This is a genomic window from Rhodanobacter sp. L36, from assembly GCF_009765755.1.
Classification (GTDB): Bacteria; Pseudomonadota; Gammaproteobacteria; order Xanthomonadales; family Rhodanobacteraceae; genus Rhodanobacter.
In genome coordinates this window covers 735,057-759,117 of sequence record NZ_LMUV01000011.1, presented here as the reverse complement: position 1 = coordinate 759,117, position 24,061 = coordinate 735,057, and the positions used below count along the sequence as shown (strand labels likewise).

21 protein-coding genes and 1 riboswitch are annotated in these 24,061 nt (G+C 60.7%); of the genes, 5 read left to right on the top strand and 16 right to left on the bottom strand.

Annotated elements, in window-relative coordinates; all coding sequences use genetic code 11:
• Positions 1–157: 157 nt before the first annotated feature.
• From galU to cmk, 8 genes are all read right to left on the bottom strand, one after another.
• The gene (gene galU, locus GSQ73_RS13130; RefSeq protein WP_158884691.1) at positions 158–1,042 is read right to left on the bottom strand and encodes a UTP--glucose-1-phosphate uridylyltransferase GalU; all 885 of its coding nucleotides are present in this window, start codon (positions 1,040–1,042) and stop codon (positions 158–160) included.
• On the bottom strand, positions 1,039–2,937 hold the full coding sequence (locus GSQ73_RS13125) for a nucleoside-diphosphate sugar epimerase/dehydratase (protein ID WP_158884689.1): 1,899 nt from the start codon (positions 2,935–2,937) through the stop codon (positions 1,039–1,041). The genes galU and GSQ73_RS13125 overlap by 4 nt, the downstream gene beginning before the upstream one ends.
• On the bottom strand, positions 2,924–3,946 hold the full coding sequence (locus tag GSQ73_RS13120; protein ID WP_158884687.1) for a glycosyl transferase family 4: 1,023 nt from the start codon (positions 3,944–3,946) through the stop codon (positions 2,924–2,926). Before GSQ73_RS13120 ends, GSQ73_RS13125 begins: the two co-directional genes overlap by 14 nt.
• A gap of 4 nt (positions 3,947–3,950) precedes the next feature.
• Positions 3,951–5,123: a lipopolysaccharide assembly protein LapB gene (gene lapB, locus GSQ73_RS13115; protein WP_158884685.1), complete on the bottom strand. Its 1,173-nt coding sequence runs from the start codon at positions 5,121–5,123 to the stop codon at positions 3,951–3,953.
• The gene (locus GSQ73_RS13110) at positions 5,120–5,377 is read right to left on the bottom strand and encodes a LapA family protein (RefSeq protein ID WP_158884683.1); all 258 of its coding nucleotides are present in this window, start codon (positions 5,375–5,377) and stop codon (positions 5,120–5,122) included. Before GSQ73_RS13110 ends, lapB begins: the two co-directional genes overlap by 4 nt.
• Before the next feature lie 135 nt (positions 5,378–5,512).
• Positions 5,513–5,866 carry an integration host factor subunit beta gene (locus GSQ73_RS13105; RefSeq protein WP_158884681.1) on the bottom strand — a complete coding sequence of 118 codons (354 nt, stop codon included), beginning with the start codon at positions 5,864–5,866 and terminating at the stop codon, positions 5,513–5,515.
• A gap of 14 nt (positions 5,867–5,880) precedes the next feature.
• Positions 5,881–7,557 (bottom strand): 30S ribosomal protein S1, encoded by a 1,677-nt coding sequence (gene rpsA, locus GSQ73_RS13100; protein WP_158884679.1) that lies wholly within the window; start codon positions 7,555–7,557, stop codon positions 5,881–5,883.
• 174 nt (positions 7,558–7,731) lie between these two features.
• A complete protein-coding gene (gene cmk, locus GSQ73_RS13095) occupies positions 7,732–8,412 on the bottom strand; it encodes a (d)CMP kinase (protein ID WP_158884677.1) in 681 nt (226 codons plus the stop codon).
• 121 nt (positions 8,413–8,533) lie between these two features.
• Between cmk and GSQ73_RS13090 the strand changes: the two genes are divergently transcribed.
• The 4 genes from GSQ73_RS13090 (at position 8,534) to ykgO (ending at position 12,226) form a co-directional block, all read left to right on the top strand.
• Entirely contained in the window at positions 8,534–8,791 is a 258-nt protein-coding gene (locus tag GSQ73_RS13090; RefSeq protein ID WP_158884675.1) for an acyl-CoA-binding protein, read from the top strand.
• Positions 8,792–8,878: 87 nt separating this feature from the next.
• A complete protein-coding gene (locus GSQ73_RS13085) occupies positions 8,879–10,897 on the top strand; it encodes an NADPH-dependent 2,4-dienoyl-CoA reductase (RefSeq protein ID WP_158884673.1) in 2,019 nt (672 codons plus the stop codon).
• A gap of 232 nt (positions 10,898–11,129) precedes the next feature.
• Positions 11,130–12,032 carry a LysR family transcriptional regulator gene (locus GSQ73_RS13080; RefSeq protein ID WP_158884671.1) on the top strand — a complete coding sequence of 301 codons (903 nt, stop codon included), beginning with the start codon at positions 11,130–11,132 and terminating at the stop codon, positions 12,030–12,032.
• Positions 12,033–12,100: 68 nt separating this feature from the next.
• Positions 12,101–12,226, top strand: a complete 126-nt coding sequence (ykgO, locus tag GSQ73_RS13075; protein ID WP_158884669.1) for a type B 50S ribosomal protein L36 — start codon at positions 12,101–12,103, stop codon at positions 12,224–12,226.
• A gap of 73 nt (positions 12,227–12,299) precedes the next feature.
• Here ykgO and greA read toward each other — a convergent pair whose 3' ends face one another.
• The 3 genes from greA to carA are packed head-to-tail and all read right to left on the bottom strand — an operon-like array spanning position 12,300 to position 17,129.
• Entirely contained in the window at positions 12,300–12,776 is a 477-nt protein-coding gene (gene greA / locus GSQ73_RS13070) for a transcription elongation factor GreA (protein WP_158884667.1), read from the bottom strand.
• Positions 12,773–16,000, bottom strand: a complete 3,228-nt coding sequence (gene carB / locus GSQ73_RS13065; RefSeq protein WP_158884665.1) for a carbamoyl-phosphate synthase large subunit — start codon at positions 15,998–16,000, stop codon at positions 12,773–12,775. Before carB ends, greA begins: the two co-directional genes overlap by 4 nt.
• 1 nt (position 16,001) lies before the next feature.
• Positions 16,002–17,129: a glutamine-hydrolyzing carbamoyl-phosphate synthase small subunit gene (gene carA / locus GSQ73_RS13060; RefSeq protein ID WP_158884663.1), complete on the bottom strand. Its 1,128-nt coding sequence runs from the start codon at positions 17,127–17,129 to the stop codon at positions 16,002–16,004.
• A 212-nt stretch (positions 17,130–17,341) separates the two neighbouring features.
• On the opposite strand from carA, the gene GSQ73_RS13055 reads away from it, so the two are divergent.
• Positions 17,342–18,037 carry a 2OG-Fe(II) oxygenase gene (locus tag GSQ73_RS13055; protein WP_158884661.1) on the top strand — a complete coding sequence of 232 codons (696 nt, stop codon included), beginning with the start codon at positions 17,342–17,344 and terminating at the stop codon, positions 18,035–18,037.
• Positions 18,038–18,046: 9 nt separating this feature from the next.
• On the opposite strand, the gene GSQ73_RS13050 is transcribed toward GSQ73_RS13055, so the two are convergent.
• The 5 genes from GSQ73_RS13050 to grpE all read right to left on the bottom strand — a co-directional run bounded on the left by GSQ73_RS13050 (position 18,047) and on the right by grpE (position 24,042).
• Entirely contained in the window at positions 18,047–19,054 is a 1,008-nt protein-coding gene (locus GSQ73_RS13050) for a sodium:calcium antiporter (RefSeq protein WP_158884659.1), read from the bottom strand.
• 13 nt (positions 19,055–19,067) lie between these two features.
• A riboswitch (yybP-ykoY riboswitch) is annotated at positions 19,068–19,272 on the bottom strand.
• Positions 19,273–19,330: 58 nt separating this feature from the next.
• Positions 19,331–20,128, bottom strand: a complete 798-nt coding sequence (dapB, locus tag GSQ73_RS13045) for a 4-hydroxy-tetrahydrodipicolinate reductase (protein WP_158884657.1) — start codon at positions 20,126–20,128, stop codon at positions 19,331–19,333.
• Between the two features lie 57 nt (positions 20,129–20,185).
• On the bottom strand, positions 20,186–21,313 hold the full coding sequence (dnaJ, locus tag GSQ73_RS13040; protein WP_158884655.1) for a molecular chaperone DnaJ: 1,128 nt from the start codon (positions 21,311–21,313) through the stop codon (positions 20,186–20,188).
• Between the two features lie 125 nt (positions 21,314–21,438).
• A complete protein-coding gene (dnaK, locus tag GSQ73_RS13035) occupies positions 21,439–23,358 on the bottom strand; it encodes a molecular chaperone DnaK (RefSeq protein WP_158884653.1) in 1,920 nt (639 codons plus the stop codon).
• Between the two features lie 150 nt (positions 23,359–23,508).
• Positions 23,509–24,042 (bottom strand): nucleotide exchange factor GrpE, encoded by a 534-nt coding sequence (gene grpE, locus GSQ73_RS13030; protein ID WP_158884651.1) that lies wholly within the window; start codon positions 24,040–24,042, stop codon positions 23,509–23,511.
• Between the last annotated feature and the right edge of the window lie 19 nt (positions 24,043–24,061).

Genomic DNA, 24,061 nt, shown 5'->3' with positions numbered 1-24,061 from the left:
GTCCCGTTTTTCCCCATGTCATCCTGCACCTGGATCGTGGCAGAACGAGGCGCTGATTCTGGCATGTCCCGGTCAGATATCGCGGTGGCAGCGACCACAAAAAAGCCGGCACGCGTGCCGGCTTTTCCTTACCCGATGCAACCGTCAGGCGGCGGTGTCAGAGCTTGCCAGCAAACTCTCGCACCACGCTGGCGAGCTTGGGATCCTGCATGGCCATGTGCATCGTGGCGCGCACGAGCCCGGCCTTGTTGCCGCAGTCAAAGCGGATGCCTTCAAACCGGTAAGCCAGAACCTTGCCCTGCTCCTTCAGCAACGCTTCGATCGCGTCGGTGAGCTGGATTTCTCCACCCGCGCCGGGCGTGGTCTGCTCAAGCAACTGAAAGATGCGACCCGGAAGTACGTACCGACCGACCACTGCCAGATTGGATGGCGCATCGGCGGGTTTGGGTTTTTCGACCATGTAGCCGATGCGCGCGCTGCGCTCGTCGATGGGCGTGGCGTCGACGATGCCGTACTTGTCGGTTTCGTCATGCGGTACTTCTTCCACCGCGATGACGCCGGCGTTCTGCGCCTGAGCGAGTTCGGCCATCTGCCGCAGGGCGCCTTTGCCGGTTCCGATTGCGCCGTTCCAAATGAGGTCGTCGGGCAGCACGACGCCGAAGGGTTCGTCTCCGACTACGGGTTTGGCGCAGAGCACAGCGTGGCCCAGACCGAGTGCTTCGGGCTGGGTGACGAAGATGGCGCGCACGTGGCGGGGCAAAGTGCCCTGCACCAGAGCAAGCAATTCATCCTTGCCTTTTTCCTCAAGTTTCGCTTCCAGCTCGTAGGCCTTGTCGAAGTAATCGGCAATTGCATGCTTGTACCGATTGGTCACGAAGATGAGCGTGTCCGCGCCGGCGTCGACTGCTTCGTCGACCGCGTACTGGATCAGCGGCTTGTCCAGCACCGGCAGCATTTCCTTGGCGACAACCTTGGTCGCCGGAAGAAAACGCGTACCAAGGCCGGCTACGGGAAACACCACCTTGCGCAGAGGTTTGCTCACTCACTTTTCTCCGGATTGATGCGACGAATCGAAACCACGTTATCGGGTTGCGCTGCCTCACTCCAGCGGAAGGAAGGCAGCAAGCTGGAGACGCAGCGACGCAGCTCTTCTTCGTCGAAGATTTCCACCGCATCGGCTGCCTTGTGCAACAGCGCCTGCAACAACTCCCACGAGACTTCGCGATGCTGCGCGAGGAAGATTTTTGCGTGCGTGGTGGCGCTGTAGTTTTCCAGTGGATGGAACAATTCCTCGAAGAGTTTTTCGCCGGACCGCAGACCGGTGTAGACGATCGGGATTTCACTGCCCGGCTTCTTGCCCGCGAGGCGGATCATCTGCTCGGCGAGGTCGCGGATCTTTACCGGCTCGCCCATGTCCAGCGCGAAAATCTCGCCACCCTTGCCAATGCTCGCGGTCTGCAGGATCAACTGGCAGGCTTCGGGAATCGTCATGAAATAGCGGGAAATCTCCGGATGCGTCACCGTGACCGGACCGCCCTCGCGAATCTGACGACGGAACAACGGCACCACCGAGCCGGCCGAATCGAGTACGTTGCCGAACCGTACCGTCATGAAGCGTGTATTGGCGTGCGCGTCGAGATTCTGGCAGTAGATTTCCGCCACGCGCTTGCACGCGCCCATGACGCTGGTCGGATTGACTGCCTTGTCGGTGGAGATCAACACGAAGCACTCGACGCCGTATTCGCGGGACACGTCCGCCACCGTGCAGGTACCCATCACGTTATTGCGGAAACCCGACCGCAACTGGCCTTGCAGCATCGGCACATGCTTGTAGGCAGCAGCGTGGAAAACCACTTGCGGCTGGGCGTTTGCAAATGCCCTCTGCATGGCAACGAGGTCGCCGCAATTAGCGAGGATGCCGTCGAGAATCAGTTCCGGAAAATCAGCGCGCAATTCCTGCGTGATGCGATAAAGGCTGTATTCGCTCTGCTCGACCACGGTCAGCGATTGCGCGCCGAGACGAGCTACCTGCCGGCAGAGTTCGGAACCGATCGAGCCGCCACCGCCGGTGACCAGCACACGCCGCGAACTCAGCGTTTCGCGTATGGCCGTCCAGTCGAGCTCCACCGCATCGCGTCCGAGCAGGTCCTCGATCGCGACTTCCTTGATCTGGTTGAACTGCGCACGACCGGCGACAACGTCTTCGAGACGCGGCACCGTCCGATAAGGCAAACCGGTTTCGTCGCATAGCGCAACCACGCGACGCATTTCCGTGGTGGATGCGCCCGGCAGTGCGATGAGCAGCATGTCGACGGCCGCTTCGCGAGACACGTCGGGCAGCTGATCCAGGCTGCCAAGCACCGGATGTCCATTGATGCTCGCCCCGCGCAACATGGTCTTGTCGTCGACAAACCCCACGACCATGTAACGGCTGTCGCGTCGCAGATCGCGCGAAAGCACTTCGCCAGCGCGATCCGCACCGACGATCAGCACGCGTTTCACGGTCTGGTTCTGCATCAGATCCGAGCGGCTGTCTTTCCAGAATCGATAAGCCAGACGCGGACCGCCCAGAAGCACTGCGAGGATCAACGGATACATCAAGAGGACCGAACGCGGCACGCCTTCCAGGCGGTCGTACAGGAACAGCGAGGGCCCGATCGCCAGTGCGCCAAAAATCACCGCGCGCAGGATGTTCCAGAGGTCGGGCAGGCTGGCGAATCGCCAGACGCTTTTGTAGAGGCCGGTCCAGCGGAAGATCAGGCCCTGCACCAGCAGCACGATGGGAAATTCGAGCCACTGATAGCTGACGATCTCGTCGGGGCGCAACGTATAACGCAGCAGTTTGGCTATCCACCACGCCAGTGCCGCCATCGCAAGGTCGTGGATGACGACCGCAATGCGCGGATGCAGGTATCCGACAATTTTACGCAACGACATGGCGGGCCTTGAACGGAGGATGTCGCAGACAGCGACGTTTCAACGCCAGCCACACGGCGGACGCCACCAGATAGACAAACATGGTAATCGGCAATGCCCACGCCGGATGACCCCAGGCCAACCAGGTCAGCGGTGCTACAGCCAGAAGATTCCATGCTCCATACATCATATCCACTCGCGCATGACTGCCAGTTCGACGGGAGAGCCACTGGTAGAGATGTTCGCGATGCGGCGCGTACCAGCGGCGGCCAAGCCATATGCGCACAACCAACGTCAGGCTGGCGTCAACCACGAATGCCGATGACAGGATCATCGCCGGCCACAACAGGGCTTGATTCACGCGCCACAACATGGCGCTGAAGGCAAAGATCAGCAGCCCGATGCTGCCACTGCCGACATCCCCCATGAAGATGCGCGCACGTGGCCGATTGAACATCCAGAAGCCCAGGCTTGCAGCCGCCAGAGATGCCGTCGCCACCGCCAGTGCCGATTGCGATTCGGCCCACGCCATCAGTGCGATTCCGACAGTCACAAAAAGGGCCTGCTGCGCCAGCAGGCCGTCGATGCCGTCCATGAAGTTGTGCAGGTTGATGCTCCAGGCGCCGGCGAGCAGCAATAGCGGCAGCCACCACCACGACAAACCCGTCGCAACGAGAGCGGTGCTGAATCCGAGCAACGCTACAAGATGAAGTCCCAGGCGAGGCAGCGCAGGCAACGAACTGTGATCGTCCCACCAGCCCGCGAGCGCGACCAAAACCAAAGCCGTGGCGAGACTGGCAACAACGCCAAGCGACCATGGTTCGCCCATGCTGCGCAATGCGCCCGGCATGCAGATCAAGGTTGCGACGACGACGCCGATGCCGCCACCGCGAGGTGTCGGCGAACTGTGCGATCGGCGTTGTCCGGGTTGATCGAGCATGCCCTTGTGGTGTGCGTAGCTGATCGCCCCGCGCACCAGCAGCAAGGTCAGTACGAAAGCAGTAATCAACCATCCGATGGCTAGTGACATCGCGTTACTCGCTGGCAACGCCGTGGATCGGACGGATGGTGCTCCAGCTTTTGCAGCTCGGGCATTGCCAGTGATGTGCCTTGGCGCCGAACCCGCAACGGCTGCATCGATACATGGCCTGCCCCTCCAGCAACTTTTTGGTCAGATCGCGCAGGATCAGGAAATTCTCGCGCACTTCGCCTTCGATCTTGTCCATGGTGGCGTCGATCAGAGCCATCAATCCGCGCACCGATGGTCGCTGCCTCAGCTGCATCGTGAGGAAATCCACGGCCGCGCGTTCACCATCGCGTTGACGATAGAGATGGGTCAACGCGAGCACCGGTGAGATGCCGTGATATCGGCTCAACATTTCACGCAGGAAAACTTCGGCGCGCTCCATTTGCTGGGAGCGCGCATAACTGTTGAGCAGCGGCGGCAGGATCTCCGGCGTGAATGCGATATCGGCGTTGATGGCAGCCTCGTAAGCCTGCACAGCTTCGATGTGGTGGTCGTCTTCCGCCTGCAGCCGACCGGTCAACATGAAGGCGCGCACGCAGTCGGGCTGGCAATCGAACGCCTGCTGCAGGTAATCGCGCGCTTCGGCGCGCGCACCATGCTGGCGCGATCGATCGGCCAGCTCGCAATAGAACTGCGCGATCATCGGCGTCTCTTCTTCGCCGGTCATCACCTCGAGCCGACGCGCGTGCTCGATCGCCTTGTGCCAGTCGCGTTCGTGCTGATAGATGGAAATGAGATGCCTGAGAGCCGATGGCGCATGCGCATTCATCACCACCAAATCGGTGAACAAGGCCTCGGCGCGATCAAGCAGTCCGGCGCGCATGTAGTCTTCGCCCAGTTCAAGCAAGGCGACTGTTTTCATGCTGTCCGACAGGCCTGGACGCGACACCAGATGCTGGTGCAGCCGGATCGCTCGATCCACTTCACCGCGACGTCGAAAAAGATTGCCAAGCGCCAGATGCGTTTCGACCGTATCGCGGTTGTATTCAGCGAGCTTGAGGAAGACTTCGATCGCCTTGTCCTGCTCTTCGTTCAGCAGGTAGTTCAGGCCCCGGAAATAATCCGATGAAAGTTCGCTGACTGCAGTACCCGATCGACGCGCACCCACGCGTCGTGACGCCCACCAGCCGAGAACGAAGGCCGCGGGCGCCAGTGCACCCAGCAGAAGCGGAAGGTTCATGGATTCGCCGGCGGATTCTTGGCGTTCCGCAGCAACTCGCGTTGCGCGCGGCGTCGCTCCGAACTGACGCCGAGCCACGCAGTGAGTCCGCCCAGCACCCAGCCGATCAGCATGGCGCTGAGTAGTGCAGCGCCCTTGGGTAAACGCATTTGGGCGAAGGCCAGGTCGTAGCTGACCATATCCGCGTTCAGCGCACCGAGCACGACGCCGGCAGCGATAAAGATCACGAGAATGAAGATCACGATGAGTCGCATGGCGAGACTTTAACCGATTGACGCTACAGGCACAGGAAACGGACTGCCGACACGGTGCGATCGGTGGCAGTGGTCTGAAAAAGAAAAGGCAGGCCAGCTTTCGCTACCTGCCTTTGGAAAAAAATCATGTTGTGGCTAACCCACGGCCTCTTCCAGGTCGAGATTTACGCGTTCGCGCAATTCCTTGCCAGGCTTGAAATGTGGAACATGCTTGCCGGGAAGAGCGACCGCATCGCCGGTCTTGGGATTGCGTCCCATGCGTGGTGGCCGGTAATGCAAGGCGAAGCTGCCAAACCCGCGCACCTCAATGCGTTCGCCTTGTGCCAGCGCATGACTCATCTGTTCAATCACGCTCTTGACGGCCATTTCGACGTCAGCAAACGCAAGATGGGTCTGGCGCCTTGCCAACGCCTCGATCAATTCGGATTTGGTCATGGGACCCCAATGTCCGTGACGTGAATAGCGGGGCGGCGATCGCCGCCCCGCCATGCTTTCTCCAACCATCAATCAGCCTTGTCGAACTGCTCCTTGAGCAATGCGCCAAGCTTGGTGGTGCCGGTGGATGCCGAGGCGTAGTCGGCGACCGCGACTTCCGGTACATCCTCTTCATCCTTTGCGCGGATCGAGAGAGCCAGCTGGCGACCCTTGCGATCCATGCCGGTGAACTTGGCTTCGACCTTGTCGCCCACCTTGAGGTGCTGGGTTGCGTCGTCGACGCGCTCCTTGGCGATGTCGTTGGCGCGCAGGTAACCCTCGACGCCCTCGCCCAGATCGATCACTGCGCCCTTCGCATCGACTTCCTTGACGGTGCCGTTGACGATGGTGCCGCGCGGATTCGCTGCCATGAACTGGCCGAACGGATCCTGCTCCATCTGCTTGATGCCGAGCGATATGCGCTCGCGCTCCGGATCAACCGCCAACACCACGGCTTCGATCTCGTCGCCCTTCTTGAAGTTGCGAACGAGGTCTTCGCCGGACATCTGCCAGGAGATATCGGAAAGGTGAACCAGACCATCGATACCGCCGTCCAGGCCGATGAACACACCGAAATCGGTGATCGACTTGATCTGGCCGGACACCTTGTCGCCCTTCTTGTGCATGGCTGCGAAGGCTTCCCACGGGTTCGAGCGAGTCTGCTTGATACCCAGCGAGATGCGGCGACGTTCCTCATCCACGTCCAGCACGGTGACTTCGGTTTCGTCACCGACCTGAACCACCTTGGCCGGGTTGACGTTCTTGTTGGTCCAGTCCATTTCGGACACGTGCACGAGGCCTTCGACGCCTGGCTCGATCTCGACGAAACAGCCATAGTCGGTGACGTTGGAAACCTTGCCGAACAGACGGCTGCCGACCGGATAACGGCGGGCAATGGCGACCCACGGGTCGTCGCCCAGCTGCTTCAGGCCAAGCGAAACGCGGTTGCGCTCCTTGTCGTACTTCAGCACGCGCACGTCGAGCTCGTCGCCGACGTTGACCACTTCGGACGGATGACGAACGCGCTTCCACGCCATGTCGGTGATGTGCAGCAGGCCGTCGATGCCACCCAGATCCACGAACGCGCCGTAGTCGGTGAGGTTCTTGACGGTGCCCTTGACCACGGCGCCTTCAGTCAGGCGCTCGAGCAGTTGTTCGCGCTCGGCGGAGAACTCGGTCTCGACAACCGCGCGGCGGCTGACAACCACGTTGTTGCGCTTGCGATCAAGCTTGATGATCTTGAACTCGAGTTCCTTGCCCTCGAGGAACACCGGGTCACGCACCGGACGCACATCGACCAGCGAGCCCGGCAGGAATGCGCGGACGTCCTTGATGTCGACGGTGAAACCGCCCTTGACCTTGCCGGAGATGAGACCAACGATCGTCTCTTCCTTGTCGAACGCCTGCTCCAGGTCGTCCCACACCATCGACCGCTTAGCTTTCTCGCGCGACAGCTTGGTCTCGCCGAAACCGTCTTCCAAAGCTTCGAGGGCAACCTTCACCTCGTCGCCTACCTGCACCTCGAGCACGCCCTGCTCATCGCGGAACTGCTCGATGGGGACAATGCCTTCGCTCTTCAGGCCGGCGTTGATCACCACGACGTCATTGCGGATTTCCACAACGATACCGGTGACGATGGCGCCAGGCTTCAGCTTGGAGATGGCCTGCTGGCTCTGTTCAAACAGTTCGGCAAAACTTTCAGTCATGTTGATTCCATAATGGGAAAGGACCGCGACCCGCTACGCTTTCTGTGTGTTGCGCACGAGTCAACCGATCCACCGGTTGAGGGTGTTTTCGATGGTTCGCAAGGAACCTTCGTTGCCACCGTTGACCAAATCCCCTGCCACGGCAGGGGCGCAGAAACCGTCGAGCAACCTGATTCAGGGCCGCACGACGGCGAGTACTTTCGCGACGACATCCTCGATACCCGTGCCAGTGGTATCCACCAGCACCGCATCTTCGGCAGGCTTGAGCGGCGCAACAGCCCGCGATGCATCGCGGCTGTCACGCGCTTCAATTTCGCGCTGAAGGCCGGCAAGTGTAACGCTGAGTCCCTTTTCCTTCAACTGCTTATAGCGTCTTTTCGCCCGTTCGGAAGCGCTGGCAGTAAGGAAAACCTTGAACGGGGCATCCGCGAAGATGACCGTGCCCATATCGCGCCCATCGGCTACCAGTCCGGGCGCCTTGCGGAAGCCGAGTTGCAGGGCTACCAACGCTTCGCGCACTGCGGGCATGGAAGCGATGGCCGACGCTGCCGCTCCAGCGGTTTCAGTGCGAAGTTCGTCGGTCGCGTCGTGACCGTTGACCATGACCCGCGTCAGCCCGCCATCAGTATCCGCCTTGAACTGGATTTTTGTGGCTTGGGCACAACGAGCCATCGCATCCATGTCGGAAAGATCCAGCCCCGCCATGCCAGCGGCGTAACCGACAGCGCGATACAGAGCACCGGAGTCGAGCAATCGCCAACCCAGATGGGCCGCGACCAGCGCGCTGACCGTGCCCTTGCCCGAACCCGACGGCCCATCGATAGTGAGTACCGGCACGGACGTCGCATGGCTCATGAAAATTCCAGATCGTTGGGCAAGCGCCAAGTTTAACCGTTGACCAGCCGCGTTGACCGGGTTTCAAACGCGTGCTATCAAGCCGGTCTTCTTGTTCGCAAGCCATCCCGAGCCGTCTTTCATGAGCGATCTCCGCAGCGAGTTCGAACAGGCCGCCAAGGATGTGCAGCGCCTAAGCACGCGTCCGGACAACGACACCTTGCTGAAGCTCTATGCCTTGTACAAGCAAGGGTCGGAAGGCGATCTTCAGCGCACGCAGCCGGGATTTTTCGACTTCGTCGGAACCGCCAAACACGAGGCCTGGGCGCAACTCAATGGCGTCTCGTCAGAAGAAGCCATGCGTCGCTACATTGCCTTGGTCCATCAGCTTCTGGCTTGAAACATATCGTCGCCTGCAACGTGGCGCTTGCTTTCAAACGCTTCGCACCGGCACATTCATACGACCGTTTGAGATGAAGTCGGTCGCATGAACTACCCCAACCTGTTTTCTCCGCTCGACCTGGGCCACGTCACCCTGCCCAATCGCATCCTGATGGGCTCGATGCACACCGGGCTGGAGGACAAAGCCAGCGACTTCGACAAGCTCGCCGTCTATTTTGCCGAACGGGCGCGCGGCGGCGTCGGCCTCATGGTCACCGGCGGCATCGCGCCAAGCATCCAGGGATGGCTCAAACCTTTCGGCGGCAGGCTCTCGATGCCTTGGCACAAGGCGCGACACCGCAAACTCACCCACGCCGTACATGCCGAGGGCGGACGCATCTGCATGCAGATCCTGCATGCGGGACGCTACGGTTATCACCCGCTGTCGGTAGCGCCATCGAAGATCAAGTCGCCAATCACGCCTTTTACGCCGCGCACGCTCTCGTCGCGCGGGGTCGAACGTACCATCGCCGATTTTGTGCGCTGCGCCACGCTGGCGCGCGATGCCGGTTACGACGGCATCGAGGTGATGGGTTCGGAAGGCTATTTGATCAATCAGTTCATCGCTGAGCGCACCAATCAACGCAACGATGTCTGGGGTGGCGACGCTATTCGCCGCATGCGCTTCGCGATCGAGATCGTTCGCCGCACGCGCGAAGCGGTGGGCCGCGATTTCATCATCATCTACCGGTTGTCGATGCTGGACCTGGTCGAAGGCGGCCAGGACTGGAGCGAGATCGTGACACTGGCGAAGGCCATCGAAGCGGCCGGCGCCAGCATCATCAACACCGGCATCGGCTGGCACGAAGCACGCGTTCCCACCATTGTCACCAGCGTGCCGCGCGGTGGCTTTGCCTGGGTCACCAAAAAGCTGAAAGGCGAGATTGCGATTCCGCTGGTGACCACCAATCGCATCAACATGCCGGATGTCGCCGAACGCATACTCGCCGACGGCCAAGCGGATATGGTGTCAATGGCGAGGCCGTTGCTCGCCGATTCGCAGTGGCCGCGGAAAGCTGCCGCGGGCAACGCCGAACGGATCAATACCTGCATTGCCTGCAACCAGGCTTGCCTCGACCACGTGTTTCAGAATCGTCGCGCCAGCTGTCTGGTCAATCCGCGTGCGTGTCACGAAACTGAACTGAAAATCGAACCCGCTACGCATCGCAAACGCATCGCCGTTGTCGGAGCGGGTCCCGCAGGATTGGCGTGCGCCACCACACTTGCAGAGCGCGGCCATAGCGTGACTCTGATCGACCAGGCGAACGAAATCGGCGGGCAATTCAACTATGCCAAGCAGATTCCAGGCAAGGAAGAATTCCACGAAACCCTGCGCTATTTCCGGCACCGTCTGATCGATACGCAGGTCGAGGTCCAACTGCAGAAAGTCGCGGACGTAGCATTGCTCCAAGCAGTCGACTACGACGAAGTGGTGATAGCAACGGGAGTTTCCCCGCGAACCGTGAGCTTTCCTGGCAGCGACGATCCACGCGTGCTCAACTATCTCGACGTTCTCGCCAAGCAACGAACCGTGGGTGCTCGGGTTGCGATCATCGGCGCAGGCGGCATCGGTTTCGACGTCGCCGAATTCCTGGTGGAGAACCCGCCCTCGCCTGCTACCAACGTCGTTCGATGGACGCGTGAATGGGGCGTGGATATGAGCCTTGCGCAACGCAGCGGACTGCAACTCGCTCGGCCTGAAGCTCCATCACGTGAAGTGTGGCTGTTGCAACGTTCGGAAGGTCGCCCCGGCGCACGGCTCAACAAAACGACCGGCTGGGTGCATCGTGCAACACTCAAGGCGAAGCACGTCATCATGTTCGGCGGCGTTCGCTACGATCGTTTTGATGACTTCGGATTGCACGTCACCGTTGAAGGCAAGTCGCAGATTCTGCCGGTTGACCATGTGGTGATCTGTGCCGGACAGGAACCAAGGCGACAACTCGCAGACGAATTGATTGCGGCAGGCATCAAGGTTCACATCATCGGCGGCGCGGATGTCGCTGCCGAATTGGATGCCAAGCGGGCCATTTCGCAAGGCACTCGACTGGCCTGCACGCTCTGAAAAAGATGAAGCCGCCCATGGGCGGCTCCATCTCGAAAAGAAAGCGCCTCGCAGTGGTGACGCATCGACATGGGTTCAGGGGGGAGTTGAACCAGACGTCGTATTTAGCGTCGCTGCGAGGCGGGGTCGCCGCCACCAGGGGGAGGGGAAGTGACGGGACGGGCGCATTTTATGACCCGATGGATAAAGTATCTAATATATATTTAGACCACTAATTATCTGGTATCGCTATATGTTTGATTTCCGCCAGCTTCGCTATTTTGTGGCCGTGGCCGAAGAACTCAGTTTCACGAAGGCGGCGCTACGCCTGCATCTCTCCCAGCCGCCTCTGTCGCAACAGGTCCAGGCGCTCGAACAAGATCTTGGCGTTGTGCTTCTGGAGCGGACCAAACGTCGCGTCGCGCTGACCGAGCCGGGACGGATCTTCCTGGATCAGGCCCGGGGAATACTGGCTCAGGCCAGTGAAGCCCGCAGCCAGGTGCTCGCCGCTGCTGCAGGCCATATCGGCCAATTGCGACTCGCCTATACGGTCTCGGTCTCGTTTCATCCCGCCCTGCCCCAAGCCCTGCTTCGTTATCGCCAACTTGCTCCCAATGTCCGGCTTCATCTGAGCGAGATGAACACGGAGCCTCAATACGCCGCGCTCCTTGCAGGTCAGATCGACGTCGGGTTCGTGCGGGACGAGCCCAGTCATCTCCAGGATGCAAGGAATTTGAGGCTGACCATGATCGATCGCGAACCCTTGTTGCTCGCCCTACCCGCAGGTCACGCTCTGGCCAGTCGAGACCGCGTCCAAATGACGGACGTTGCAGGCGACGCCTTCGTTTCACAGCCGCGGGAGCTGGCGTCCACTCTCTACGACCGGCTGGTAAAACTTGCCGGCAAGGCCGGGTTTCAGCCCACGATCAGCCAGCATGCACAACAGATCAACGGCCTGCTCGCACTGGTAGCCGCCGGAATCGGGTTGGCGCTGGTGCCCGCGAGCATGCGCGCCGTACATCTTGCCGGGGTCAGCTATGTCTTGATCGAAGACGCGGATGCGCATCTGCTGCTGGCCGTGGCATCGCGCGCCGACGATTCGTCGCCGGTGCTGCAACAGTTCCTTTCGACCGTTGCGGAAGGCGCAGCCCCTTAGGCTTGTGCCAGAAAGATCAAGTCGTTACAATTACGAGCTTACTTTTCGTTTAGTGTCTGGAGCCGGCCGTGAAAGTGCTTAACTCTTTGAAGTCCGCCAAGTCGCGGCATCGTGACTGCAAGATTGTGCGCCGTCGCGGCAAGGTCTTCGTGATCTGCAAGAGCAATCCCCGTTTCAAGGCTCGTCAGCGCTGAGTTCCAGTTCTCGCGACGAGTATGAAAAAGGCCGCGAAAGCGGCCTTTTTGTTAGCCTCAACAAAACCGACGGTCACTCGTAACGGACGCCGGTGATTTCGTAGTGCTTGACGCCATTGGGCGCCGTGAACTCGAAACTGTCGCCGGAACTCTTGCCGATCAACGCGCGCGCGATTGGCGACGACACCGCAATCATGTGCAGCTTGATATCGGCCTCCAGGTCGCCAACGATCTGATAGGTCACGGCCGTACCATTGTCTTCGTCTTCCAGATCGACGATCGCACCAAACACCACGCGATTGCCCGGCTTGAGCTGGGTCACGTCGATGACCTCGGCGTTCGACAGCAACGACTCAAGCTGTCCGATCCGCCCTTCGGCAAAACTCTGTTGCTCGCGTGCGGCATGATATTCCGCGTTTTCCTTCAGGTCGCCGTGCGCTCGCGCTTCGGCGATCGCGGCAATGATGCGCGGACGGTCGACGAATTTGAGTTTTTCCAGTTCGGCGCGCAGACGTTCGGAGCCTGCCTTGGTGATTGGTGGGCGACTCATGCACTCAGCTCCTTGTGGAGTTCCTGCAGGCTGTGCACTTCGCCGTCGCTGTGGAAATCAAGCGAATGGACGAGCGCGCGCGCGCCTGCCACGGTGGTGGAATACGTGACGCGATGCTGCAGCGCCTCGCGCCGGATCGAGAACGAATCGGCAATCGCCTGCTTGCCCTCTGTCGTGTTGACGATGTAGACGATCTCGCCGTTCTTGATCAGGTCGACGATATGCGGCCGCCCTTCGAGCACCTTGTTGATGCGCTCACAGACGACACCGTGTTCGGCCAGATAGCTCGCCGTGCCCGACGTCGCAACAAGATTGAATCCGCGTGCGATGACTTCCTTCGCCACCGGCAGCAAACGATCCTTGTCGCCGTCGCGAACGGACAAAAATACTTTGCCGACGGACGGCGCCCTGATGCCAGCAGCTTCGTGACCGCGGGCAAACGCCGCGCCGAAGCTGCGGCCGACACCCATGACCTCGCCGGTGGAACGCATTTCCGGACCGAGAATGGGATCGACGTTCTGGAATTTGAGGAACGGAAAGATCGCTTCCTTCACCGAGTAATACGCGGGAATCACTTCACGCGTCGCGTTCAAGCTTGCCAGCGTTCGGCCAGCCATGACGCGTGCCGCGATCTTCGCCAGCGGAACACCCGTGGCCTTGGAGACGAAAGGCACGGTGCGTGATGCGCGTGGATTCACTTCGAGAATGAACACGGTGTCGCCCTGGATCGCGAACTGCGTATTCATCAAGCCGATGACCTTCAACTCGCGAGCCATCGCCGCTGCCTGCCGACGCATTTCGTCCTGGATTTCAGGCGACAGCGAATACGGCGGCAGCGAGCACGAAGAGTCGCCCGAGTGCACGCCGGCTTCCTCGATGTGTTCCATGATGCCGCCGATCAGAACATGGCCTTCGGCGTCCGCGATGACATCCACGTCCACCTCGACCGCATGGTCGAGGAAGCGATCGAGCAACACCGGGGAATCGTTCGACACCTTGACGGCATCGCGGATGTAGCGCGAAAGGTCCGCGTGGTCATGCACGACTTCCATCGCGCGGCCACCGAGCACGTAGCTCGGTCGCACCACCAGCGGATATCCGATTTCACGCGCCAGCACCAACGCTTCGTCGGCATTTCGCGCCGTTCGATTGGGAGGCTGCTTGAGACCGATCTTCTCGATCATCTGCTGGAAGCGTTCGCGGTCTTCGGCCAGATCGATGCTGTCGGGACTGGTGCCGATGATCGGCACACCAGAAGCTTCCAGCGCGCGCGCCAGCTTCAGCGGCGTCTGGCCACCGTACTGCACGATCACGCCCTTGGGGTTTTCCAGGTGGACAATTTCCAGCACGTCTTCCAGCGTCAGCGGTTCGAAATACAGACGATCGGAAGTGTCGTAATCGGTCGAGACGGTTTCGGGATTGCAATTGACCATGATGGTTTCATAGCCATCCTCGCGCAGTGCCAACGATGCGTGCACGCAGCAATAGTCGAACTCGATGCCCTGTCCGATGCGATTGGGCCCACCACCCAGCACTATGATTTTCTGACGATCCGTCGGCGCGGCTTCGCATTCTTCCTCGTAGGTCGAATACATATAGGCCGTGCTGGTGGCAAATTCTGCCGCACAGGAATCCACGCGCTTGTAGACCGGCCGCACGCCGAGTGTGTGACGCAGATGACGCACTGCCGCTTCGTCGGTGTCGACTAGTTCGGCGATCCGCGCATCCGCAAAGCCCAAGCGTTTTAGTTCGCGCATGCGCGGCTCATTCAACGCCGTCAGGCCCTGGGCCGTGATGTCGCCCTCGGTCAGGACGATGTCTTCGAAGGCTGCGAGGAACCACGGGTCCACGCGGCTCAGTCCATGCACTTCTTCAAGCGAAAGACCCGCGCGAAACGCGTCAGCCAGATGAAACACGCGATCCGGACGTGGCTCGCGCAATTCGCGCTTGAGTATCGCCAGGCCATCTTCGGTGGTGATGTCGAGCCCGGTCGGGTTGAGACCGGTCTTGCCAATTTCCAGGCCGCGCAATGCTTTCTGCAACGACTCGTGGAAGCTGCGGCCGATCGCCATCACTTCACCCACCGACTTCATCTGCGTGGTGAGGCGCGCATCGGCCTGCGGAAATTTCTCGAACGCGAAGCGCGGAATTTTGGTGACCACGTAGTCGATGGACGGCTCGAACGACGCCGGCGTCAGGCCTCCTGTGATGTCGTTCTTCAATTCGTCCAGCGTGTAGCCAACGGCAAGTTTCGCTGCGATCTTGGCGATCGGAAAACCCGTGGCCTTCGATGCCAGCGCCGATGAACGCGACACGCGCGGATTCATCTCGATGACCACCACGCGGCCATTCTCGGCGTTGATGCCGAATTGCACGTTGGAGCCGCCGGTGTCCACGCCGATCTTGCGCAGCACCGCGATGGACGCATCGCGAAGGCGCTGGTATTCCTTGTCGGTCAGCGTCTGCGCCGGCGCCACGGTGATCGAATCGCCAGTGTGCACACCCATCGGATCGAGGTTCTCGATCGAGCAGACGATGATGCAGTTGTCCGCGGTATCGCGCACCACTTCCATTTCGAACTCTTTCCAGCCAAGCACCGATTCTTCAACCAGCACTTCGCCGACCGGCGACAGCTCCAGTCCGCGTCGGACGATTTCCTCGAACTCCTCGCGGTTGTACGCGATGCCGCCGCCGGAACCGCCGAGCGTGAAGCTCGGCCGGATGATGGTCGGATAGCCTACTTTCACCTGCGCTTCGAGCGCGTGCTCGAAGGTGCGCACGACTTCCGCCTTCGGACAGTCCAGGCCGATCTCGGCCATCGCGATGCGGAACAGTTCGCGATCTTCGGCCATGCGAATCGCTTCACGAGACGCGCCGATCAACTCGACGTTGTATTTCTCAAGCACGCCGTGATCGGCGAGATCGAGCGCACAGTTGAGACCGGTCTGGCCGCCCATCGTGGGAAGCACCGCGTCGGGGCGCTCTTTGGCGATGATGCGCTCAACCGTCTGCCAGTTGATCGGCTCGATGTAGACCGCATCGGCGGTGTCGGGGTCGGTCATGATCGTGGCGGGATTGGAATTCACCAGGATCACCCGGTAGCCCTCCTCCTTCAGCGCCTTGCATGCCTGCGCGCCGGAGTAATCGAACTCGCAAGCCTGACCAATGACGATGGGGCCGGCGCCGATGATGAGGATGCTTTTGATATCGGTACGCTTGGCCATCTCAGCGGGCCTCCTGCATCAGTGCAGCGAATCGTTTGAACAGGTAACCGATGTCGAGCGGCCCCGGGCTCGCTTCCGGATGACCCTGGAAGCAGAACGCGGGACGATCGGTAAGCGTGAATCCTTGCAGCGAACCGTCGAACAACGAGGTATGCGTCACGCGCGTGTTGCTCGGCAGCGTAGCCGGATCCACCGCGAAGCCGTGATTCTGCGACGTGATCAACACACGGCCATCGTCATGGTCTTTCACCGGATGGTTGGCGCCGTGATGGCCGAACTTCATCTTGAGCGTCTTCCCGCCGAGCGCGAGGCCCATCAGCTGATGACCGAGACAGATACCGAACAGCGGAATTTTCGCGTCGAGCAATTCACGCGTGGCGGCGATCGCGTAATCGCAGGCGGCCGGATCACCCGGACCGTTGGAAAGAAACACGCCATCAGGCTTCATCGCCAGCACATCCGCAGCAGGCGTCTGCGCGGGAACCACGGTGACTTCGCAGCCCTGCTCCGCAAGCAGACGCAGGATGTTGCGCTTGGTGCCGAAATCGTAGGCGACGACCTTGAAGCGCGTCGCCGGCTGATGGAAGGTCGTGCTGTCGAGATCGTAAACGCCTTCATTCCAGACATACGGCTTGGTCGTGCTGACCACCTTGGCCAAGTCCATGCCGTTCAATCCGGGAAATGCTCTCGCCTTGGCAAGCGCGTCATCCACATCGATCGATTCGCCGGCCACGATGCAGCCAGCCAGCGCGCCCTTGTCGCGCAGGATGCGCGTGAGGCGGCGTGTATCGATGCCTGCGATCGCCACCGTGCCGTGGCGCACAAGGTAGTCAGGAAGGCTTTCAGTGCTGCGCCAGCTGCTTGCGCGCCGAGGCACATCACGCACGATCAGGCCGGCAGCATGCACGGTGCTCGATTCGACATCTTCCGCGTTGACGCCGGTGTTGCCGATGTGCGGATAAGTCAGCGTGACGATCTGCCGCGCGTAGGAGGGATCGGTGAGAATTTCCTGATAGCCGGTCATGGCGGTGTTGAAAACCACCTCGCCAACCGTGATGCCGACGGCACCGACGGCATGGCCGTGAAACACGCTGCCGTCTTCGAGGGCGAGCAGAGCGGGTAGAGGCATACGGTAACCGCCTTTTAGATGCAGCGAAGTCCGCAAGCCGCACGACTGCTGGCTTGTGGCGCTTGGAAGGAAAGGATCAGGGCGGCTGGAAATGATAGGCGGGACGGCTCTTTCTGTCCACCTCGACGAGCGTGAACGCGTGTTCCATTGCGTCAACTCACGCATATCGCCGGCGTTACACTAGGCAATGTTTCGAAGGAGTCGAATGCCCCATGAGTGCCACCGTTCTGCTCGATCCCGCCCGACTCGATCGCCCGGATACGACGGTGCAACTGCAGCCTTTTCCTTTCATGGTGGCGCATGGCCAGCTTCCGGATGAAGCACGCGCGGATCTGGATCGTGATTTTCCGCGCTACGCCAGCGCAGGTTTCTTTCCATACCACCCGCGCGACTGCGGCCCGAGTGTCAACGCTTTGGTCGAAAACATGACCGGCTCGGTTTTCGCCAGTGCGGTTGGTGAGCGCCTGGGCATCGAGAATCTCGGTCAGTATCCGACGCTGGTGACGCTGTGCCGGTTGCTCAACAAGCGTCACGGCACCATCCACACCGACAGCAAATCGAAAATCGCCACGGCGCTGATTTATCTGAATCCGCAATGGCCCGACACCAGCGATGGCTGTCTGCGTTTTCTGCACAAGATCGACGACATCGACAGCATCGCCGCGCCGGAGCTGTTGCCGCTGTATGGCGAATTCGCCGTATTCAAGCGTTGCGAAAACTCATTCCACGGCCACCTTCCCTACGAAGGCGAGCGCCGAGTCATCCAGGTTGCCTGGCTGACGAGCGAAGAGGAAAAACTGCGCAAGACCAAGCGCGGCAAATTTTCGCGCATGTTCAAAAAGCTGTTCGGAAGCCTGGATACCAAACTCGGCTCCGGCCGCGACCGCAACGCGTCGCATCCCGATTGATTGTCGGCGTCACTGGCCAACGAAATGCCATGCCGCAAATGCGGCGAATACGCCGTACAACGCGCCGACTGGCAACAGCCAACGCGCATCGACCTTGCCGCGATGAAACAGCCACCAGAGATAAATCACCGCTGCCATCGTCAGAATGCCGGCCGCAATCAGCGGCGCATCGAACAACCAGGGCGTGGCGAACAAGGCCAGTGAACTGGGTATGGTGGCCTGGATCATCATGGCGCCGGAGATGTTGGCCAGCGCCAGTCGTTCCTTGCCTTGGCGCACCCAGATCAATGCATTGACGGTTTCCGGAAGCTCGGTCGCTACCGGGCTCAACACCAACGCCACCAGATGCGGCGGCAACGACAACGCTGCGCCCATGGCTTCGAGCTGGCCCACGAACAAGCGCGATGCAGCGGCGATCACCACCAGGGCCGCGACCGTCTGCGTCACCACCCAACGCATCGCCGGATCCGCCTGCATGGGACGGAATTTCAACGGCTCGAGGTTTTCTTCCTCGGGCGCGGTATCGCTTCTGCGAATTTCGCGCCAGACGTACAACGCATACGCCGCCAGAAAGAGAATGCCGAGCCAGGGCTTGATCGCGAATGCCACCAGGCCGAGCCCGACCTTGACCACGAAAATGGCGAGAAACCATGATTGATCGCGCGCCAAACGCTTGTGGTCAACGCGGATGATCCGATCCGCGCGTTGCAAACGCCGTCGGTTAAACCAAAGCGCTGCGCCGACGACGGCGTAGGCAATCGTGGCCAGCACCAGCGGTCCGCCGAGTGCAGCGCCGACGCCGATGTCGCGCGCTTCAGGCGTCTTGCCGAAGATCACCGCGACAAAGGTCACCGCGCTTTCCGGCAACGCCGTGCCGAAAGCGGCAAGCACGGTGCCAGTGGCAGTCGCGCCAAGGTTGAGCTTCTGCCCGAACCACTCGACGCCGTTGACGAAATACTCGCAGGCGAAATAGATCGCACCAGCGGAGCCGAGGAACAGACACAACGTGAGCAACATGATTTACACCAGGCCGGGCGAGCGGAATACCGATGGCTCAACGACACTGCTCGCCCGGCCCGGGTAAGCATGTCGATGGCCAAAGGTCTCGCCGGGCAAACCATCACGCATCGATGGTTGCTGTCCACACCACGGTTGCGGAAATGAATCGGCAACCAAGTCTGTTGATGCGGACGCCTCAGGGGAAACGAAGCTGGCTACTCCCCAATGACAACGCATCGATGCTAACGGCATCGACCACACGGCACAACCGGAGTTGTCTTTTGACGACATGCGTCAGCTCGTCGCTATCACGTCTTCCAGTTGCCACTGTCCGGCAGCGCGACCGACCAGCCATTGCGCGGCCTGCAATGCACCGCGTGCGAAGATCGAGCGGTCGGTAGCGCGATGTGCCAGTTCCAGTCGTTCGCCCTGCCCGATCAGCATGGCTGTGTGCTCGCCGACAATGTCGCCACCGCGCACCACCGCAAAACCGATGCTTCCATCCACGCGCGCACCCGTCTGGCCTTCACGGCTATAGACGGCCATTGCATCAAGCGTGGCACGTCGCGACTGAGCCGCCGCATGACCGAGCGCCAGCGCCGTGCCGGATGGTGCGTCCTGTTTGCGGCCGTGGTGTGCTTCGACGATTTCGATGTCCCAATTCGGTAGCGCAGCGGCCGCTTCGCGCAGCAGACGCGTCAGCACAGCGACGCCGATACTGAAATTCGCGGCGCGCAACAGGGCGATGTTTTTGCCAGCTTCGGCCATGCGGACTTCGAGTACGGCATCGATACCGGTCGTGCCACTTACAAGCGCCACGCCACGAGACGTGCAGTGATCGAGCGCCGCGTGCAACGCCATCGGGCTGCTGAAGTCGATCACCACATCGAGCGCCGGTGCGTCGTTCCAGTCATGCGCATAGCGCATGCCTTTGGACGAATGGGCGAACACGGGTTCGCCGTCTTGCTTCGAACCAGGAGCAACTACCGCGTGCGCCAATTCAAAGCGTGCATCGGTTTCTAGTAGATCGAGAATGGCCTTGCCCATGCGACCGGAAGCGCCGTTGATGGCGAGGCGAACAGGTCGTGTCATCGATGTACTCCGGAGTAGCTGACTGGTCACGCGATGCTACCGCGAGTGCGACCGACTTCAGGCCGTTACTTTGGACCAGAATTCTTTCACGCCATCGACCCAGCCTTTGGCGCGCGGCGTGTGCTTGTCCGCATCGGAGCCGCCGAAAGTCGCTTCCAGCGATTCGAGCAGATCGCGTTGCTGTTTGGTCAGGCGCACCGGTGTCTCGACGACGACGCGGCAGATGAGATCGCCGTTGCGGCTGCTGCGCACCGATTTCACGCCGCGACCGCGCAGGCGAAACTGCGTGCCCGTCTGGGTTTCCGCGGGAATGCTGATTGGCACTTCGCCTTCCAGCGTGGGCACCGGCAATTCCACGCCCAATGCTGCCTGCGAGAAACGGATCGGCAATTCGCAATAGAGGTCATTGCCTTCGCGCTGAAAAATCGCGTGCTCGCGCACGTGCACTTCGACATACAAATCGCCCGATGGCGCACCTGCAGGTCCCGCTTCGCCCTGCCCGGTCAAGCGAATGCGATCGCCGTTGTCGACGCCAGCCGGTATCTGCACCGACAGCGTGCGGGTTTCCTCAAGCCGACCTTCGCCGTGACACTTTTTGCACGGTTTCTCGATCGTCTGACCGGTGCCTTCGCAATGCGGGCATGCCTGCTGAATCGAGAAAATGCCGTTCTGCATGCGCACCTGTCCGTGTCCATGACAGGTCTTGCACTTGCTGGTCTTCCCGTCTTCCGAGCCGCTGCCATTGCAGTGATGACAATTGACCTGCGTGGGTATTTCGATCTGACGGCTGACGCCGAACACAGCCTCCTCCAGATCCAGCTCCATGATGTAGCGCAGATCCGAGCCGCGACGCGGACGGCCGCGGCCACCGCCGTTGCGACCAAAAATATCGCCGAAGATGTCGCCAAAAATATCGCCGACGTCGCCGAAGCCGGCGCCGCCGCGACCGCCCATGCCGTGCTCGAAAGCCGCGTGTCCGTGTTGGTCGTACATCGAGCGCTTCTGCGCGTCGGAGAGTATTTCGTAAGCCTCCTTGGCTTCCTTGAATTTCTCCTGCGCAGCAGGATCGTCCGGGCAGCGATCGGGATGGTATTTCATCGCCAGCCGACGGAAGGATTTCTTCAGGTCGACTTCGGTGACGCTGCGCTCGACGCCCAGCACTTCGTAATAGTCACGCTTGCTCATTCATGCTTCCACACTGCGTTGTCGCATCCCGTCGCCATTCAACACACAGCCCACGCCAGGATGCTTTCCCGGCGCGGGCTGCGATATCGACCGTGCCGATGGACGGCTGATTACTTCTTGCCTGATTACTTCTGGTCGTCCTTGACCTCGGTGAACTCCGCATCGACCACGTCGTCCGGCTGTGCCGACCCGCCCGGCGCGGATTGCGCGCCGGCATCGGTCGCACCGCCGCCTTGCGCCGCTGCGTACAGCGCCTGCGCGGTCTGCTCCAGCTTCTCGACCTTGGCGTCGATGGCCGCCTTGTCGTCGCTGTCCTTGACCTTTTCCAGATCCGACAACGCGCCTTCGATGCTGCTGAGCTGATCAGGTGGCACCTTGCCACCGTGCTCTTTCAATGCGCTGCGCGTGGCGTGCACAAGCTGGTCGGCCTTATTGCGCGTGGCGACCAGCTCATGGAACTTCTTGTCCTCTTCCTTGTTGGCTTCGGCGTCCGCGACCATGCGCTGAATCTCGTCTTCGGACAGGCCCGAGCCTGCCTTGATTTCGATCTTCTGCTCCTTGCCGGTTTTCTTGTCCTTGGCTGACACGTGCAGGATGCCGTTGGCGTCGATGTCGAAGGTGACCTCGATCTGCGGCTGGCCGCGCGGCGCCGCATCGATACCGGAAAGATCGAACTTGCCCAGCGACTTGTTCGCGCTGGCACGCTCGCGCTCGCCCTGCAGCACGTGCACGGTCACCGCGGTCTGATTGTCGTCGGCGGTCGAGAACGTCTGGCCGGCCTTGGTCGGCACGGTGGTGTTCTTCTCGATCAGCTTGGTCATCACGCCGCCCATCGTCTCGATGCCGAGCGACAGCGGCGTCACGTCCAGCAACAACACATCCTTGACGGTACCGCCCAGCACGCCGCCCTGGATCGCCGCGCCAACGGCCACAGCCTCATCCGGATTGACGTCCTTGCGCGGCTCCTTGCCGAAGAAATCCTTCACCGACTCCTGCACTTTGGGCATGCGGGTCTGACCACCGACGAGGATCACCTCGTTGATGTCGGATACGCGCAGGCCGGCGTCATTCAACGCGGTGCGGCACGGCTCGATGGTGCGCTTGACCAGTTCGTCCACCAAGGATTCAAGCTTGGCGCGGGTCAACTTGATGTTCAGATGCTTCGGGCCGGACGCATCCGCCGTGACGTACGGCAGGTTGACGTCGGTCTGATGATTGGAGGACAGCTCGATCTTGGCGCGCTCGGCGGCATCCTTCAGGCGCTGCAGCGCGAGCGGATCCTTGCGCAGGTCGATGCCCTGCTCCTTGTTGAATTCGTCGACGAGATAGTCGATGACACGCATGTCGAAGTCTTCGCCACCGAGGAAGGTGTCGCCGTTGGTGGCAAGCACTTCGAACTGCTTCTCGCCGTCGACCTCGGCAATCTCGATGATCGACACGTCGAACGTGCCGCCGCCGAGATCGTAGACCACGATCTTGCGATCGCCGCCCTTCTTGTCCAGGCCATAAGCCAGCGCGGCCGCGGTCGGCTCGTTGATGATGCGCTTGACGTCCAGGCCGGCGATCTTGCCGGCATCCTTGGTCGCCTGACGCTGGCTGTCGTTGAAGTAGGCCGGCACGGTGATCACAGCTTCCGTCACCGGCTCGCCGAGATAATCCTCGGCGGTCTTCTTCATTTTCATCAGCACTTTCGCGGCGATCTCCTGCGGCGCCATCTTCTTGCCGTCGGAGGTCTGCACCCATGCGTCGCCGTTGTCATGTGCCACGATGCTGTAAGGCACCATGTGCAGATCTTTCTGCACTTCCGCATCGGTGAACTTGCGACCGATGAGGCGCTTCACCGCGTAGAAAGTGTTCTTCGGATTGGTGACGCTCTGGCGCTTGGCCGAGGCGCCCACGAGCACTTCACCGTCCTTGTTGAAAGCAACGATGGATGGCGTGGTGCGATCTCCTTCCGAATTCTCGATGACCTTGGCGCTGCTGCCTTCCATCACGGACACGCAGGAGTTGGTGGTGCCCAAGTCGATACCGATGATCTTGCCCATGTCTATTGCTCCAAATCTTTTTGCGGCCCCCGCGGCCGCGACTGGTTTCAGAATGGGGGCCTGCCTTGGCGATTCAATGCCGGCATGGCCTCCCGATGTGATTTCTTGCGCAGCGACAGACACACCATTCAGCGGTCCGTCGCGTGAGACTTAATCCTTGGCGACCGCGACCAGCGCAGGACGCAGCAGGCGGTCGTTCAACACGTAGCCTTTCTGCAGCACGCTGACCACCGTGCCTGGCGCCTTGCCCGGCGCCTCGACCATGCTCACCGCATGGTGGCGTTCCGGATCGAGGGGCTGACCGAGCGGATCGATCTGCGACATGCCGTGGTTCTCGGCGACCTTCAGCAGAGACTTCAGCGTCAGGCTGATGCCCTCACGCATCGATGCGATATCGCCGCCTTCCACCGCGAGCCCACCTTCGAGCCCGTCGTAGACCGGCAACAACTCGTTCAACAATTTTTCATTGGCGAAACGACGTGCCTGATCTAGGTCGCGGTGCAGACGGCGACGCTGGTTTTCGATTTCGGCTTTTTCGCGCAGCACGGTTTCGCGCAGTTCCGCGTTGCTCGTTTCCAGCTCGATCAGACGCGACTGCGCGTTGGCGAGTTCGGTCGCAACCGGATCATCGGATCCGAACGGATCACCAGCCTGATCGTGCGACTGAGGTTCGTTGTTCTGCATGCATCACTCCAAACGAAGT